The organism is Bradyrhizobium sp. BR2003, from assembly GCF_009720285.1.
Taxonomy (GTDB): Bacteria; Pseudomonadota; Alphaproteobacteria; order Rhizobiales; family Xanthobacteraceae; genus Bradyrhizobium; species Bradyrhizobium elkanii.
Map to the genome: position 1 here is coordinate 169,293 of NZ_SMYJ01000008.1, position 16,391 is coordinate 185,683.

Sequence of the window (16,391 nt, forward strand, 5' to 3'; positions counted from 1 at the left end):
GTGATGGTGCTTCGCTTTAACATCGAGAACGAGCCGAACCTTCCAGACGGCGGCCCCGTGTCATTTACCGTCACCGGAAGGCGTTCGGTCGACATTGGCCGGGACCGCCATCTCGACTGGACATTGCCCGATCCGGCACGGATGATTTCGGGGAAGCATTGCGAGATCCATTATCGCGACGGCGGCTACTGGTTGCACGACGTCTCGACCAACGGCACCTTTCTCAATGGTGCCGACCAGCGCATGCGGGGAGCGCATCGGCTGCGCAATGGCGATCGGCTCGTCATCGGCCACTATGTCATTGGCGTTTCGCTGGACCTGGATGAGCCTGCCGAGGGCACGCCGAGCCATGGTGCGCAGCAGCAAGCTCCGCTCGCTCAGCAGCACGCCGATTACCAGGAGCTGTGGGCTCCCGGTCGCGACGTGCCGCCGCCAATCGACCCGCAGCAGTTGCGAAAACCGCGCGAGGCCGCGCGGCCCGTCAATCCGGAATTCCTGGACTGGGCGGCGAGCGTTCCGCCGGCGGGTGTGGATCCTGTCCGGCATTCGCCGCAGATGCCTCACCGCGAGCCGCCGCAGCACGACGACATGAGCTGGGCAGCCGGTCCGGTCGCGACGCCAAAGCCGCCGGTCGACGTGCTGCACGCGATGCCGACGCCGCGCCGACCGTCGGTATGGGCCGACGACGATGCGGCTGTCCCGCCACCGCCGGCTCCCTCACCGGCAGGGCATGTGGGAGCGCCGCGGCCGCAACTGGCCGAGCCGGCACCGGCCACGGCCGCGCCGATCGGCAATCCCGAGTTTGCGCGCTTGGTCGCACGTGCTGCCGGGCTGCCGGACGGTTTCTTTGCCGACAAGACCGAAGCCGAACTCGCGGAACAGCTTGGCGTCATCCTGCGCATGACCGTGGAAAACCTGATGGCCCTGCTGCAGGCGCGGACCCAGGCCAAGCAGCTGACGCGCAGCACCAGCCAAACCACCATCCAGGCCATCGAGAACAATCCGCTGAAATTCTCGCCGACCGCGGAAGACGCGATGCGTATCCTGTTCGGGCCGCCGACGCGCAGTTATCTCGATGCGCCGCATGCCTTCGCTCAGGGCTTCAAGGACCTCAAATCCCATCAATTGAAGACCTATGCGGCAATGCAGCATGCCGTTCGAGGACTGATCGCCAGTATCGATCCGACGCTGATGGCGCGCGAGCTCGAGCTTCAGCGCGGCGCAAGGTCCTTGTTTGGCTCGAACAAGAGCAAGCTCTGGGATGAATTTTTGACGCGCTGGAACGCGCATCTCGGTCGCGACGAAAGCGCGCCGATCGATACCTTCATGCTGCATTTCTCCGAATATTACGACCGCGCAGACAAGTCGGGGTCAAAGTGAACTGTCGGTGACGATGCAGTCGCCGATCATTGCCAAGTGGATGTAGGAATGTCTTGGTACAGCAAAGTTTTCTGGTCGGAAGGTCTGTTCCTGCGGCCGCATCATCTGCAGCAGAACGATCGCTATCTCGAGCATCTGCTGGAAAAGCGGGTTCGCTGCACGACACCGTACCCCTGGGGTTTTGCCCAGCTCGAGATCGATAACGATCTTACCCAGCAGAGCAAATTCGCCGTGCGCAGTGCGACCGGCGTCATGCCGGACGGAACGCCGTTCGATATTCCGGCCGACAGTCCGATCCCGGAAGCCATCGAAGTGCCGGATTCGGCCGCAGGCCAGATCGTCTGGCTGATGATGCCGGTCGCGGCTCCCAACACGCGGGAGGTGGATGAGGATCGCACCGACAGCGCAAGTCGCTACGTTCGGACTGCCGAAACGTTTATCGATTCGACCTCGGCGCTGCGCATCGAGGAAGAGATCGACATTGTCTATCCGCGCCTGTCGTTCGAGCTGCGCAAGACGAGCAAGCCGGGATACATGGGGCTCGGCATCGCTCGCATCCTCGAAGTGCGCGACAAGAACATCCTGTTCGACGACAAGTTTGTGCCGCCGATGCTGGTCTGCGCCGCGCATCCGGTTGTCGATGGCTGGCTCAATCGAATCATTGGCTGGGTTGAGACCAAGCTCGACGAGCTGGCGCGTTACGCCGTCGATCCTTCGTCCGGCGGCGGTTTGCAGAGCGTCGATTATCTGGTGCTGCAGGTGCTGAACCGGACCATTCCGGTGCTGACTCATTTCAAGCGGTCCGGCAGCGTACATCCCGAGCGGCTGTACGAGGAACTGCTGAGGTTTGCCGGTGAGCTTGCGACCTTCGCGACCACCGAACGACGCGCACGGGACTACCCGGCATATGATCACGACAACCTCGAATATGTCTTCACGCCCTTGGTGCGCGACATCCAGGATTTCCTGAGCGCGCGGCTGGGCAGGCGGGCAATCCGTCTGGAGATCATCGAACGCGCCCAGAACGCATTTGTATCGCCGATCCGCGATCGCGCGCTGTTCCGGAATGCGACGCTGGTGCTTGAGGTCGCCGCGCGGCGGCCCCTCGTGGAGATTCAGAATGAATTCCCGCACCTGTTCAAGGTCGGGCCCAACACGAAAATGACCGAGATCGTGCACGCAAACCTGCCGGGCCTGACCCTGGTGCATCTGCCGACGCCGCCACCGCACATCCGAGCCATCACCGACCACGTCTATTTCTATCTCGATCGCAAGTCGCCGCTGTGGCCGGAGTTCAGCACAGCGGCCTCGATCGGGATGCATTTTTCCGGCGACTGGCCGGAGCTTGAGTTGTACCTTTGGGCCATCCTGGAAGAGCGGCCATGACCGACAGGGACAAGCCGGTTAATCCTTTCGGTCGGGGTGAGCGGACCATCATCCGTCCGAACCCCGGCGGGAAGATGCCGCCGGCTCCGGCCCCTCAACCTCCGGCAGGCGAGGGACCTGCCAGCCGTCCGGCGTACTCGCCGTCGCCCATGGCTACGCCGGGTGGTCCTTCGCTACCGCCTTCATTTTCTCCCGCACCGCAGAGCGCAAGCTACGCCATCCCGTCGACCAGCCAGCCGTCAGAGGAATGGATTTCGACACCGGCGCAGGCTCAGGCGCCGCAACCGATCCTGCCGCCCGGACCGCCCTTGCGCGTCGACGATCTGGTTGCGCCAAACGCCAATCCGGTGATGCGCGCCGGCGGCCCTTTGCTGCAGTTGCTTGGCCGGCTGCGCGTCGCACTGATGCGGGCGTCATTCGCGAGCCTGATGGAGCAGGTCGCCGACGCCATCAAGTTCTTCGAGAAGGATATCCGCTCTGCCGGCATTTCCGAGCACCAGGCGAATACCGCGAAGTATATCCTGTGCGCGACCGCCGACGATATCGTGCAACACATACCGACCGACGATCGACACGTCTGGGCCCAATACTCGATGCTCAGCCGGTTCTTCGGCGAGCGCGTGGGCGGCGTACGCTTCTTCGAGATTCTCGACCATTTGAAGACTGATCCGCTCGTCAACTATCCGGTGCTCGAGCTTCAGCACGCCTGCCTTGCGCTCGGATTCCAGGGCATTCACCGGACGTCGCCGGGCGGGCTTGCGAACCTCCAGGTGATCCAGCGCAACCTCTATGAAACGCTGCGCCGGGTTCGGCCCAAGCCGACCAACGATTTATCGCCGCACTGGCGGGGGCAGGCCTTGGCCGGTCGACGGAAGCACTTGCGTATCCCCGTTTGGCTGGTAGCAGCCGTGGTCGCCGCGCTGCTGACGGGATCCTATTTCGTTCTGCGAACGTTGCTGGCCGGCCGCGCAGAGAATGCTGCGCAAGTCGCGCTGGCATTGCATCCCGGCGATCCAATCGAGCTCAAGCGCCGCGTCGTTGCGCCGCCACCACCACCGCCTCCACCGCCACCGCCGGACCGCATCACCCAGCTGCAGCGCATTCGCAACGCACTTGCACAGGAGAAGACGGCCTGCGCCATGACCGCGGATCAGACGGCGAGCTTCATCGTGATCAGGGTCTGCGATCTCGCATTGTTTGCGTCGGGCCAGGCAACCATCCTGGATGGTTTCAAGCCGATCGCGGCCCGCGTTGCGGCGACGCTCGACAAGGAGCCGGGCCGAATCCGGGTGGTTGGCCATACCGATAGCTCGCCGATCCGCACCGTTCGTTTCCCCTCGAACTTCGAACTGTCGGTCGAGCGCGCCAAGGCGGTTGCCGCCGCGCTGAAGCCCGGTCTGGCCGATGGTTCGCGCATCGATGTCGACGGCAAGGGATTGGATTCACCGATTGCCAGCAATTCGACGCCCGAGGGGCGCGCCAAGAACCGTCGGGTCGAAATCTTCATCGAACGCAGCGAATAGGCGGACGCCAGAAGCTCACGCGATAAGCGACAGGTACCGGTCAATATGCTCGCCAAGGACATTCTACGCATCGTTCTCTATGGAGTCGGGCTCAGCTCGCTTGGGGCGGTGATCTACCTTGCCGGTCCCTTCGTTGCTTTCGGCGACTGGCATCCGTTGGAAAATCACATCGTTCGCCAGATCGCGATCCTGCTGCTCGGCGCCGCGGCCGCAGGCGTCACCGGTCTTCATTTCTTCAAGCGACGCAAGAATGCCAAAGAGATCGCCGATGGCGTCAGCGGTGCGGACCAGGCTGTCAGCGACGAGCCGGTGCTCAAGGAGCGCATGAAGGATGCGCTCGCAACACTCAAGACCGCGAGCGGCAACAAGTCCGGTTATCTCTACGATCTGCCCTGGTACGTCATTATCGGCCCGCCAGGTGCGGGAAAGACCACCGCGCTGGTCAATTCGGGGCTCAAGTTTCCGCTCGCGCGCGGGGCGACGCCGGCGGCGATCGCCGGGGTCGGCGGGACTCGCTACTGCGATTGGTGGTTTACCGAAGAAGCGGTGCTGATCGACACCGCCGGTCGCTACACAACCCAGGATTCAAACAGCAAGGCCGACAAGGAAAGCTGGCTGTCCTTTCTGGACATCCTGAAAAAAAATCGGTCGCGCCAGCCGATCAACGGCGTTCTCGTCGCAATCAGTCTGGAGGACGTGCTGACGCTGCCGAAGCAGGAGCTCGCGCTTCATGCCGATGCCATCAGGATGCGGCTCCTCGAGCTGCATCAAAGGCTGAAAGTGAGCTTCCCGGTCTACGCGCTGTTCACCAAGGCCGATCTGGTTGCCGGTTTCACCGAATATTTTGCCTACCTTAGCGAGGCCGGCCGACGCCAGGTCTGGGGCGCCACGTTCCAGACTGCCGACAAGACCCAGAATCTGGTGGGACAGGTCCCAGTCGAGTTCGATCGCCTGCTGGAACGTCTGAGCGAGGAAACGCTCGATCGCCTGCAGGACGAGCCGACGCCGCAGCACCGGGTGCAGTTGTTCGGCTTCCCGGCGCAGATGGCGCGGCTCAAGCCGCAAATCCACGATTTCCTCAACCAGATTTTTGAGCCGACGCGGTATCACGTGAACGCCAATCTGCGTGGGTTCTATTTCACGTCGGGCACCCAGCAGGGTACGCCGATCGATCAATTGATCGGATCGTTGGCGCGCACGTTTGGCGCGGAGGAGGTCGGCGCCGGATCGTACTCCGGAACCGGCAAGAGCTATTTCCTCGCCGATTTGATTTCGAAAGTCATCATCGGCGAGGCCGACTGGGTCTCGACCGACCGTGCTGCGGTGCGCCGCGCCCTGATCCTCAAGACCGCGGCGCTGTCGGTGATCGGTTTGGTGGCGATAGGGCTGATCGGTGCGTGGCTGACCAGCTACAAGCGCAACTCCGAGCTGATCGAGCAGAGCCTGCAGGCGGACAACGAGTATGCGGCCGCCGGCGCGCCGCTCATCAAGCAAACGCTGATCGCCGATCACGATCTCGACAAGGTGCTGCCGCTGCTCTATCGGCTGCGGAACGCCCCGGCCGGCTATGCTTCACGCAATGAGCCGGTAGCACTCTCGGCGCGCTACGGGCTCAGTCAGCACGCGCGCCTGTTGTCGCCCGCGAAGGCGGCCTATCACACCGCGCTTGAGCGCATGTTCAGGCCTCGCTTGCTGTACCGCCTGGAAGAGCAGCTCAATGCGCGCATCAACGAGCCTGCCTTCGTCTATGAGGCGCTGAAGGTCTACCTGATGCTCGGCGGCCTGCAGTCCCCGGACCGCGAGCTGATCCGTTCTTGGATGCAGCGCGACTGGGCGGACAACCTCTATCCCGGCGCGACCAACGCGGAAGGGCGGCGTCTGCTCGATGAAAATCTCGTCGCCATGTTCGACCTCGAAACCGAGCAGCCGCCGCTGGTCGAGCTTGACGGCCGGCTGATCAAGCAGGCCCAGAATTCATTGGCGCGCCTCAGCGTCTCGCAACGTGCCTACGAGTTCCTGAAATCGGAGGCTCGTGGATCGACCGCCGGCGACTGGATCGCCAGCCGCCGAGGCGGTCCGGACGTGGCAGTTGTCTTCGAAACCACGACTGGGCAGCCCTTGGACAATGTGCGGGTGCCCGAGTTCTTCACCTACAACGGCTTCAATCAGAAGTTCATCGCTCGACTGCCCGGATTGTCGGAGCGGATGAAGCGGGAGCGCTGGGTCTTGGGTGACGCCGGCCAGCAGTCGGCAATCGACCAGCAATATGACAACCTGGCTGGCGATCTGCTCAGCATCTACTCCAATGAGTTCGTGACGACGTGGCGGACTGCGCTCGGCAGTCTGCGTCTGAAGAAATTGCTCGCGGACAAGCCGAAATACGAGGTGCTGAGGGCGCTTTCGGCGCCGACCTCGCCGATGCGGCAAATCCTGGAGTCGGTGCGCGATGAGACGATGCTGACCAAGGAACGCCCGAAGCCGGCGAGCGCCGGCACGCCGGCCGCGCCGCCCGCGGTGACCACGCCAGCGCTGTTCAACAATGCCCAGGATGGTACGCCTGGCGCGGCGATCGAGTCGCAGTTCAAACCCTACCATGCAGTGCTTGAAGGGGAGAGCACCCGCCGGCCGATCGACTCGACGATCGCAAACCTGAACGACATCGCGCAGAATCTGACGCTGATGGTCGAGAATCCGCAACTGACGGCGCAAGCAACTGCGGGACTTCAGACTCAGGTTGCGGCGCTGCGCAACAATGCCTCGCGTATGCCGCCACCATTTTCCGATATGCTGCGGGCGGCGGCCGCAGAGTTCGAAGGCAGCATCGCCGCCTCCACCGCCGGACAGATCCTGCAGTCGTTGCGCGATCAGGTCACGCCGGTCTGTCAGCAGACGGTGACCAACCGCTATCCGTTCGTGCGGGGCAGTGGTCAGGAAGTCCCGCTCGCGGATTTCGCCAAGCTATTCAGCCCGAACGGCATCATGGACAAGTTCTTCACTCAGTTCCTGGCGCCTTATGCGGATACGTCGCGGTCCGAATGGGTCTGGAGGAAGGAGAGTCCCGTCGGCCGATCGTTCTCGCCCGACACATTGAAGCAGTTCCAGAACGCCGCCTATATCCGCGATGCTTTCTTCCAGACTGGCGGCAGTGTGCCGGCGGTGTCCTTTGCAATCCGGCCGCCGGCTGCGGCGGGACCGGGCATCACAGTCAAGACCGAGATCGGCGGCACGACGATCACGAGCCCAACCACACCAGGACCAGCCGCAACTCCCTCCATGTTTGGTGCGCCGCAACCGGCTCCTCCGCCACCGCCGCAGAGCAATTCACCGACGACGGTGCTCTGGCCCGGCCCATCGCCGCGGACGGCCATTTCGGTCAGCAACGAGACCGGCTCGCCGTCCGTGCTCGAGCGCATCGGCCCCTGGTCATTGTTCCGAATGCTGGAGGCTGGCTCGCTGGTCGCCAAGGCGGAATCCGCCAGCGCAACTTTTATTGTTGCCGGACGTGAGCTCAACTATCAGATTTCGACCGGATCGTTGCGCAATCCGCTAAACCTGTCAGTGCTCCGCGAGTTTCGTTGCCCGACCGGAATATGACCATGCGATGCGGCTTATTCGGCAAGATCGGCGCGAAGCGTGATTTCATCGCGATCGCGACACCGCGCAGCTTCCTGGAGGTCTGGGAGCCGTGGGTGCAGGCTGCCATCTCCGCGAGCCGCCATCAACTCGGCGCCGCCTGGCAGGAAGCATTCCTGACTGCGCCGATTTGGCGATTCTGGCTTGGCGCCGCGATTTGCGGCACCACCGTCGCAGGAGCGATCACGCCCTCGCTCGACGGTGTGGGGCGATACTATCCGTTGACGCTGCATGCGGTGCCGGATGGTGACGCCGCGCTGCCGCCGCCGCACATCGACCCGCAGGACGAGTGGTATGGGCAAGTGGAGACGTTCCTGCTCTCGACCCTGGACCGGGCTGCGACGTTCGAGCAGATCTCCGATGCACTGGATCGTCTCGCGCTTCCGCGTCTGCGGACGCCGGGGACTGATGGACCGCCGATCGTGCCGCTGAGCGACGCGACGCTGGGAATGGTTTCGACGGTCGATGGATTTGCCGAGTCGTTCGGCACGCTGTGCGGCGCCAACCCTCAAGTCTATGCCGCGGCTAGTTTCTGGTGGACCGCCGGGGGCGAAGGGTTCTCGCCGATCGCACTCTGTTGCCGCGGATTGCCGGATCCGTTTCGCTATTCCACGTTGCTGACCGGCGACGTCGGCCGCGAAGTATCCGGGACGGGATGACGCGCGATGGTACACGTCCCCTCCTTGTTCGATGTCGGTAGCGTCACTCACGCCGGACGGGTGCGGGCGCGGAACGAGGATTCATACCTGGTAAGGACCGACGTCGGCCTGTGGGCCGTCGCTGACGGTATGGGCGGTCACGAGGCAGGCGATCTTGCCAGCCGCATCGTGGTGGAGTCCCTTGATGCGATCGGCGCGCCGGACTCCGCGGCGGACCTGTTGGCGCAATGCGAGGCGCGTTTGTTCAGCGCCAACCAGCAGATCCTGGCACTCAGCCATGAAAGGCAGGGTGCCATTGTCGGGACCACAACGGCAGTCCTGCTGGTACGCGACGGCCATTATGCCTGCATCTGGGCGGGTGACAGCCGGGTGTACCTGATCAACCGCCACGGCATCACACAGGTGTCGCACGACCATAGCGAGTTGGAGGAACTGATCGCCGATGGCGCGCTATCGCGCGAAGAGGTCCAGGACTGGCCGAGCAATGCCATCACCCGGGCTGTTGGCGTCGTCGCCGATCCCGAGCTCGAGGTGGTGACCGGTCCGGCCGAGCCGGAAGACATCTTCGTGATTTGCAGCGACGGCTTGACCCGACACGTGCGGGACGACGAGATCGAGCAGCACGCAGCCACTCGCCTTGCCCAGACAGCCTGCGACGACATGCTCGCGCTCGCGCTTGATCGCGGCGGGCTCGACAACGTCACGATCGTGATCGTGCGATTGCTCGCGCCACGATCCTCGGAGCCGACGAGGACGCCGCTCGATCAGGAGCCGCGACCATGAGCGCGAACGATCCGTTTCGGTCATCCTACCGCGGTGTGCCGGCCGGTACCCGGCTCAACGGCATCTACGAGATCGAGGCGATGATCGGGGCAGGCGGCATGGGGGAGGTCTACCGCTGCCGCGAGATCCAGACCGGATCGCCCGTTGCGGTCAAGATGCTGCTCCCCGACATGGTCGACAACGAGGCGGCGCTTGCGCTGTTCCGGCGAGAGGCCGCCGCACTTCACAATCTTCCGCACGAAGCAATCGTTCGCTACTTCCTGTTCACGGTCGAACCCGCACTACAGCGCCCGTATCTGGCGATGGAGTTTGTCAACGGACGCTCGCTGTCGAACATGCTCGACGACGGGCCGCTCACCTTCGAGGCGCTGATCAAATTGATGCGGCGGGTCGCATCGGGCCTTCAGGCCGCTCACGAGCACGGCATTATCCATCGCGATGTCTCCCCCGACAACATCATCGTGCCGCTCGACGATGTAAGGCGGGCGAAGATCATCGACTTTGGGATCGCCCGGTCAACGCAGATGGGCGACAAGACCATCATCGGTTCCGGCTTCGCCGGCAAGGACAATTACGCGTCGCCGGAACAGGTCGGCCTGTACGGCAATGATGTCACCGCGAAGTCCGACGTCTACAGCTTTGGTCTCGTGCTGTTCCATGCCTTGACCGGACAAAAGCTCGATATGGGCGGGAGCCAGTTTCAACTGGTCGAGAAGCGTCGGCGTGTGCCCGATCTCGGCGCGGTGGACATGCGCGTCAGGCCGCTTCTCGAGAGGATGCTGCAGCCGGACCCGGCCTTGCGCCCGACCATGGCGGAGGTCGCCAACTGGACGCCGACGGGTTCGGCGCAGCCGTCCGCAGCACCGCTCTACGGCTTCGATCCATTGGCGAAGTCGCAGGCTGGTACGTCTGCGCCGCAGGAGCGGGCGCCATCAACCACGCGGAGCTCCCGCAGCATCTGGCTCGGCGCCGGCGTCGCGGGGCTGCTGCTTCTGCTGGGCGGCGGTGGGTACACCTTCTATAAATTTGTCTGGAGGACATCGGGCTTGGCGGCTTTGCCGCCACCTCCGAAACTCGCCGGGACATCCACGCCGCCGAGCGAGCCTGCTCCGCCACCGCCAGCACGTCAGGAGCCGGTGAAGCTGCCGTCTCAGCCGACGTTGACGCCGTCTCCGTCCCCCGACGGGCCGGGTCGAGCCGAGCGCATCCGCAAATATGTCGCCCAATATGCGGGCGGCGACTGCTTCTTCATCCTGCCTGTTGCAGTGAGCTCAAGCGCAGCCGTCATTGAAGGCTTCGGCGCCTCGACCGCCCCGTTCGATACCTTCGACAAAGCGTTTCGAAAGGAGCAGGGATTTGAGGCTTCGGTCGGCGTCAGGCAGGTGAATCCGGCACAATGTCCAGCCGTCAAATTCCTCAGTCAGGTCGGAAGCGATCAAGCGCGTGCGCCGCGCATCAACCTGTCGGCGACGGAGCTGAAGGCCGGCGAGACCCTCAATGGGACCGTCGAGAATTTTGCCAACCGGGTGGTGGAACTGCTCATGGTCTCGGATCGCGGCGAGGTGCGCAGCCTGTCCTATCTCTTGAAGCCGGGCGTCGACTCGCTTTCCTTTGCCCTGCCGATGGAGCGTACGACCGGTCCGCAACTCCTGTTGGCCGTCGCAGCCCCGCGGGTTCTGGATTCATTGCGCCAGCCGCGACCGATGGCTGCCGACACATTCTTCCTGCAGGCGACGAGCGAAGCTCAACGCGGCAACGTCACCATCACCGCGGCTGGACGCTATGTGATGCTCACCAATTGAGCTGCCGTTCAGAATCTGCCGATCATCAGGATCTTCAGGTCGGCATCCGGCTTGAAGTCGTTCGCCGTGAACTGCCGCGCATTGTCGGCAGATGACGGCTTGAGACGCCCCGGACAAAAACTGACCAGACGGTCGTCGCCGCCCGGATCGATCGTCAACGTGAAGGACCGGATTGGTCCCGCCCAGTTCGCGCCCGTCTTGAGCACGTAGGAAATGCGCCGCTCCTGCAGCTTTGCGGTATTGGCCTGGCTGTCACCTGTGCGCTTGTCCAATTCGGCAAGGAAGGCATCCGTAACGCAATACTCTTTTCTGTACCGCGCGACTTCCGGACCTAGTGCTGCACTGCGACGCAGGCCCGAGCGCAGGACCGTGTCAGGGCTGGAGCCGACGCTCGGGCGATATTGATGTTCGACCGTGACGGTACGCGCCGCTGGAAACACCTGCTCGCGAACGGCGGACGTCTTGGTTATCCAGCCGGGCGTGTATTGCTGGCGACCGTTGTCGCTCATGCCGGCAGGCATCAGAAGGCCATCATCGATCAGCTTCGTGCGGGTTGTCGCCGGCAGGTCGGCGACCCGGATCTCCCGATCACCGAGCGGCAGCAAAGGCAGCTTGAACTGACGGAGGAGGGCGGTGACATCCTTGTTGCCGACCATGGCGCGCTGGTCGATGGTCAGCGGCACCGCGTTGCCGTCGATCCGGGTCTCGAACGCGACGAAGTTGACTGGATCGCTCGATGGAAGCGCGATGTTCTCGGCTTCGGACAGGTCGATGTCAGGCAGCGGAAAGGCAACGGTGAGCGCAACCGGCTTGCTCGTCTGGTTGACGAATTGGTAGCGAACGCTGACCCGGTCCAGCCCGATACGAAGCTCCTCGCTCGCCATGGCCACGTCCTTGGTGCGGACGAATTGCAGCCCTCCGATGGACAATTCGGCCGCCGAATCGTTCGCCCGCGCAGGCCAGCCGGTTGCGGCCAACAGGACGATCATCAAGGCTCGCGACCTCAACGACAGCCCGCTTAACGCTCCATTTGCCATGCCGGCCTCCATGCGGCGCCGCAGCGTGTGCCCGTGTGGGTCAATCGATAGCCTGGTAAAGGTCGCCCCATTCCGGTTTCCAGACGCCATCGGGGTCGCAAACCACGATCGCGAGCTTCATGTCATTGGCGAGACGGATTGCGCCGCGAAAGGCGTCCTGGGCCGGCAGATGGGCGCTGACCTGGTCGCTGCTCAGGCGTCCCCCGCTTGCGGCGGCCGGCAACACGATTGACCCGGAGGCGCCGGCATTGTCGCGTCTCAAAACCAGAGTAATCGCGTCTGGCTGGATTTCGCTGACTTGCTCAAATCTGTTTCTGGCCATGATTTTGCACTGCAAGCTGAAGGAGTTCGGACTATCACCGTCCAGTGAAAGAGTTGAACGGGATCGGGGTTGCTCGCCACTAATTGACGCTGCACTCGCGCAGTCTTGGATTAGGCAGTCCTGGATTAGTCGGACTGACGCCGCATTCGGTTCGGTTACATTGAGGCGGATATGCTTCGTCGATCTAGCTGGATCTGGCTCTCTATCATCGGCGCGGTCATCGCTGCCACCGGGGCAAGGGCCGACGATGCCGTCGTGCGAAGCTTTGCCGGCGGTTCGGCTGCATCCATGGTCGGGATCGTCCCGGCCGGCCAGGACGTCGAACTCGCGGGCCCGCAAGCGCTCAGCGCTGACGGGCAGGGAAACCTGTTTGTGCTCGATCAAATCAACGGCCGCATTCTGCAGTTCGACCCCAAACAACCGAACACGGCTCCCGACATCCTGAAGATGCCCGGCGATGTGCAGCCCACCGACCTCGTCGTCCATAACGACGACATCATGGTTTGGGACGGCGGCGTGCGGATGCTGAAGGCGGCACCGGGACAGTCCACCCGCGGGCTGGGCGGAGACGTGATCCAGCTGGAGGAAGTCTCATCCCGCGGAACCGACGACCAGGTCGCCATTTCGGCCTTCGCACAGATGGGCTCGCAGGCGCTGAGCAGCCCGACCGACTTGCTCGATCAGGATACGCGCGCGGCCATCGTGAGGACGACGCGACAGCCCGACCGGCAATATATCGCCTCGCGCAGCAAGGGATCGGTGATCGCCGACATCATTCCCGACAAGGGCAATGCCGGGGTTCGGGTCGAAATCCAGACCATGGTCTCCAACGAGACCATCGGTCAGCTCGGCCTGCGCGTCCGCAACCAGCTCGGCACCGTGGAGTTTCTCGAGATCGACAACAGTGACCGCTTCTACGTGCTGGCCGAGGACATTCCTCCGTCGGGCAAGAATGCCTCCACCTTCGTCGCACGCTATGCCGCGAACGGGCGCCTTGAGGGGATCTACGAACTGCCGCTGGAGAACACGCCCGTGACCCGGCGGTTCGTCACCGTCTCGGGCGACGGCGACGTCTATTTTCTGCGCACCAAGCCGGAGGGTGTCGAGGTGGTCGGTGTCGGCTTCCGCCCCCTGGGGAAGGTATCCGTCATTGACGTCAGGCCATCGCGCACGCCGGCCACGCCGGCGGCGCGGCCTGATATCAAGTTCAATGCGACCGCCGCCGTACGGCCGTCCAATCGCCAGCAGGCGATCGAGACGGCCTTCGCCTTTGAGGGCATTCAGTGGAAGTTGACACCGGCCAACTACGGTAGCGATCCCGACAGCCAATGCTCCGGTTTCAGCCGTATTCGCCGGCCGTGGTATCTGCAGGGCAAGATAAACCAGGAAGTGCGCGGCGTGCCTTATTGCTGGGGCTGCCACGGTTCGCTCGCGAATTTTCGGCAGCGGATCGAAAGCGGGACGCTGGCGGGCAATGTCTGCACCCGTAACGAGCCACGGCCGGATGTGGCCGGTGTCGACTGTTCGGCATTCGTCAGCGCCACGTGGGGGCTTTCCGTGCACTACACGACCGCCGCCATCCCTGCGATCGCCGCACCCGTGACCAACCCCTGGGACCTCAAGCCTGGCGACGCCCTGAACAAGCCGGGTTCCCACGTGATGTTGTTCCTGCGGTTCACGCCGGATCGCAAGGCCGAGGTCATGGAATCCTCGACGGGTGGCTGCAACGGTCGGGTCTGCCGCAACGTCTATCCGCTCGCAAGCCTGCTCGCGCGCGGCTACGTTCCGGTCCGCTTTCGCGCGTTCGCAGACGATCAGACGACCGTTTCCGCGAACGCCTATCAGGAGACCGAGGCGCCGACAGGCCGCAAGACGGCGAATAAACGGCGCTGAACCTGAGGTCTTGCCAAGACTACAGATGAACAAGGCTACAGATGAACATGGATCACCGCCTGCGCGCTGGTTTCTGGAGGTCCGGACGGCGCATTCCTGCCGCTCTGCCTTGCCGGTGCGGTTCCAGGGCGGACCTGATATCGAGGTGGATCGCGATGCGAACGCTCAGGGGCTTTGATCGAAGGACCGGTTGGCTGTGCGCCGCCATCCTCCTCGCTGCGTGGATCGGCCTGCCACTCCAGCGCGCGCATGCGGCGGGTGAGCTGTCGATAAGCAATCCTGACGGTGCGGCTCTCCGGGCGCTGGTCATCGGGATCGACGACTACCAGCATGTGCGCAAGTTGAAGGGCGCGGTCGCCGACGCCAATGACATCGTGTCGAGCTTGAGGACCATGGGCGTCAGCGATGTGGTCGAGCTGACCAATGCACAGGCCGACCGGACGAGCGTTCTACGCGAGATCAGCTCACTGGTGGAGCGGACTAAGAGCAACGATCTCGTCTTCCTGTCGATCGCGGGTCACGGCACGCAGGAGCCGGAGCGGATCAAGGGCTCCGAACCGGACGGAATGGAGAACGTGTTCCTGCTGCCCGAATTCGCGACCACGCCAGCCGGGTCGGTCGAGCGTATTCTGGGAAGCGAATTCAACCATTTCATCCGGCAGTTCGAATTGCGCGGCGCAAGGGTGATCTTCGTCGCGGATACCTGCCATGGCGGCGGAATGGTGCGCGATATCGATCCGCGTGCGGCCGAGATGAGCTTTCGACAGGTGCCGCGCTACACGCTGCTGGTCGATGAATTGAAGCCGGTGTCGAACGCCGACGACCCGAAGTCCGAACTCGATCTCGACCACACCGCGTTCATCGCCGCGGTCGATCGGCACACCAAGGCTCCGGAAGTGCGGATTCCCGGGATCGATGGCCTGCGCGGCGCCCTGAGTTATGCCGTCGCGCGCGCCGTGGAGGGCAACGCGGACATCAATCATGATGGCAAGGTGACCCTGAAAGAGCTTTTCAGCAATGTCCGGCAGGTGGTCTATCAGCTGTCCGACCAGCGCCAGAACATCGTGACGGTATCGTCGCCGGCACAGACGCCGGAAACCGAGGTCGCCTTCGAATTGACGCGCGGCGTGGTGCTGATCCAGGGGACGGCCGCGAGAGCCGCCTCCGGCCAGGTTGCCAACGTCGCGTCCGCCGAGAAACAATCTCCTGCGCCGCCGGCCGTTACGGCTAAGTCGCAAACTGCTCCAACCAGTGCCGCTGCGACCGCCCCGGCCGCGCCCGGTGCCGCACTGCCGCCCTTCCGCCTCACCACGCCGATCCGCCTTGCGGCGCTTGACGGCAAGATGAACTATTTCACCAGCGTCAAGCCACAGGACGCCAGCGTGCAGGCCGTTCAACCGACTGATAATCCCGACCTGATCTGGGACCCCGTGTCCCATGACGTGATCGCCTGGGGCGACGTCGTGGCCTATGGCGTTGACGTTGGCGGCTTGACGACAGTGATCAACCGAACCGCGGCAATTCGGGAGTTGAAGCGCATGGCGACGAAGTCGCCGCAGCTGATGCGTATCTGGCCGGATGATCGACAGCAGCGCAGCGGCCAGACCGTCGAGGTCGAATTGTCCGACGTCGGTTCACGGGCGGTGCTGCTGTTCAATGTGTCCGGTGATGGAACTATCCAAATGCTGTATCCGGTGGGGTCCGATGCCGCGCTGGCTCGATCGGCAAATCTGCGGCTGCCTCTCCGGGTGGGCGAGCCGTTCGGTGCCGAGCAGATCGTTGCGGTGACCTCGCAGCAGCGGATGGTCGATCTGGAGACGGTCCTGATGCAGCTCAACCGGCGCCGGGCCTCGGGGCAGGTGATCAAGAGTCTGGAGCGCTATCTGCCGGCGGACGCGCGGATCGCGTCAATCGGCTTTTTCAGCGTTCCCTGACAAAGCTGTGACAGCGGGTCATGTCGCCAGCGAAACTGG

At 63.5% G+C, this 16,391-nt stretch carries 11 protein-coding genes; 9 read left to right on the forward strand and 2 right to left on the reverse strand.

Annotated features, from left to right (window positions below; genetic code table 11):
- The first annotated feature begins 3 nt into the window (after positions 1–3).
- The 7 genes from tagH to E2I15_RS03250 all read left to right on the forward strand — a co-directional run bounded on the left by tagH (position 4) and on the right by E2I15_RS03250 (position 11,166).
- Positions 4–1,380, forward strand: a complete 1,377-nt coding sequence (tagH, locus tag E2I15_RS03220) for a type VI secretion system-associated FHA domain protein TagH (RefSeq protein WP_155262195.1) — start codon at positions 4–6, stop codon at positions 1,378–1,380.
- A gap of 48 nt (positions 1,381–1,428) precedes the next feature.
- A complete protein-coding gene (tssK, locus tag E2I15_RS03225; RefSeq protein ID WP_155262196.1) occupies positions 1,429–2,766 on the forward strand; it encodes a type VI secretion system baseplate subunit TssK in 1,338 nt (445 codons plus the stop codon).
- A gap of 308 nt (positions 2,767–3,074) precedes the next feature.
- Positions 3,075–4,289: a type VI secretion system protein TssL, long form gene (gene tssL, locus E2I15_RS03230; RefSeq protein WP_246668162.1), complete on the forward strand. Its 1,215-nt coding sequence runs from the start codon at positions 3,075–3,077 to the stop codon at positions 4,287–4,289.
- Between the two features lie 45 nt (positions 4,290–4,334).
- Positions 4,335–7,883, forward strand: a complete 3,549-nt coding sequence (gene tssM, locus E2I15_RS03235; protein ID WP_137479824.1) for a type VI secretion system membrane subunit TssM — start codon at positions 4,335–4,337, stop codon at positions 7,881–7,883.
- A complete protein-coding gene (gene tagF / locus E2I15_RS03240; RefSeq protein ID WP_137479823.1) occupies positions 7,880–8,581 on the forward strand; it encodes a type VI secretion system-associated protein TagF in 702 nt (233 codons plus the stop codon). The genes tssM and tagF overlap by 4 nt, the downstream gene beginning before the upstream one ends.
- A 6-nt stretch (positions 8,582–8,587) precedes the next feature.
- Positions 8,588–9,364, forward strand: a complete 777-nt coding sequence (locus E2I15_RS03245) for a PP2C family protein-serine/threonine phosphatase (protein ID WP_137479822.1) — start codon at positions 8,588–8,590, stop codon at positions 9,362–9,364.
- Positions 9,361–11,166, forward strand: coding sequence for a serine/threonine-protein kinase (locus tag E2I15_RS03250; protein WP_137479821.1), 1,806 nt, complete (start codon positions 9,361–9,363; stop codon positions 11,164–11,166). Before E2I15_RS03245 ends, E2I15_RS03250 begins: the two co-directional genes overlap by 4 nt.
- A gap of 8 nt (positions 11,167–11,174) precedes the next feature.
- Here the strand turns inward: E2I15_RS03250 and E2I15_RS03255 are convergent, their stop codons facing one another.
- A complete protein-coding gene (locus tag E2I15_RS03255) occupies positions 11,175–12,155 on the reverse strand; it encodes a DUF4424 domain-containing protein (protein ID WP_137479820.1) in 981 nt (326 codons plus the stop codon).
- A gap of 88 nt (positions 12,156–12,243) precedes the next feature.
- Entirely contained in the window at positions 12,244–12,525 is a 282-nt protein-coding gene (locus E2I15_RS03260; protein ID WP_016844373.1) for a hypothetical protein, read from the reverse strand.
- 171 nt (positions 12,526–12,696) lie between these two features.
- On the opposite strand from E2I15_RS03260, the gene E2I15_RS03265 reads away from it, so the two are divergent.
- Together E2I15_RS03265 and E2I15_RS03270 are read left to right on the forward strand one after the other, a co-directional pair.
- Entirely contained in the window at positions 12,697–14,418 is a 1,722-nt protein-coding gene (locus tag E2I15_RS03265; protein WP_137479819.1) for an NHL repeat-containing protein, read from the forward strand.
- 155 nt (positions 14,419–14,573) lie between these two features.
- The gene (locus E2I15_RS03270) at positions 14,574–16,352 is read left to right on the forward strand and encodes a caspase family protein (RefSeq protein WP_137479818.1); all 1,779 of its coding nucleotides are present in this window, start codon (positions 14,574–14,576) and stop codon (positions 16,350–16,352) included.
- The last annotated feature ends 39 nt before the right edge of the window (positions 16,353–16,391 follow it).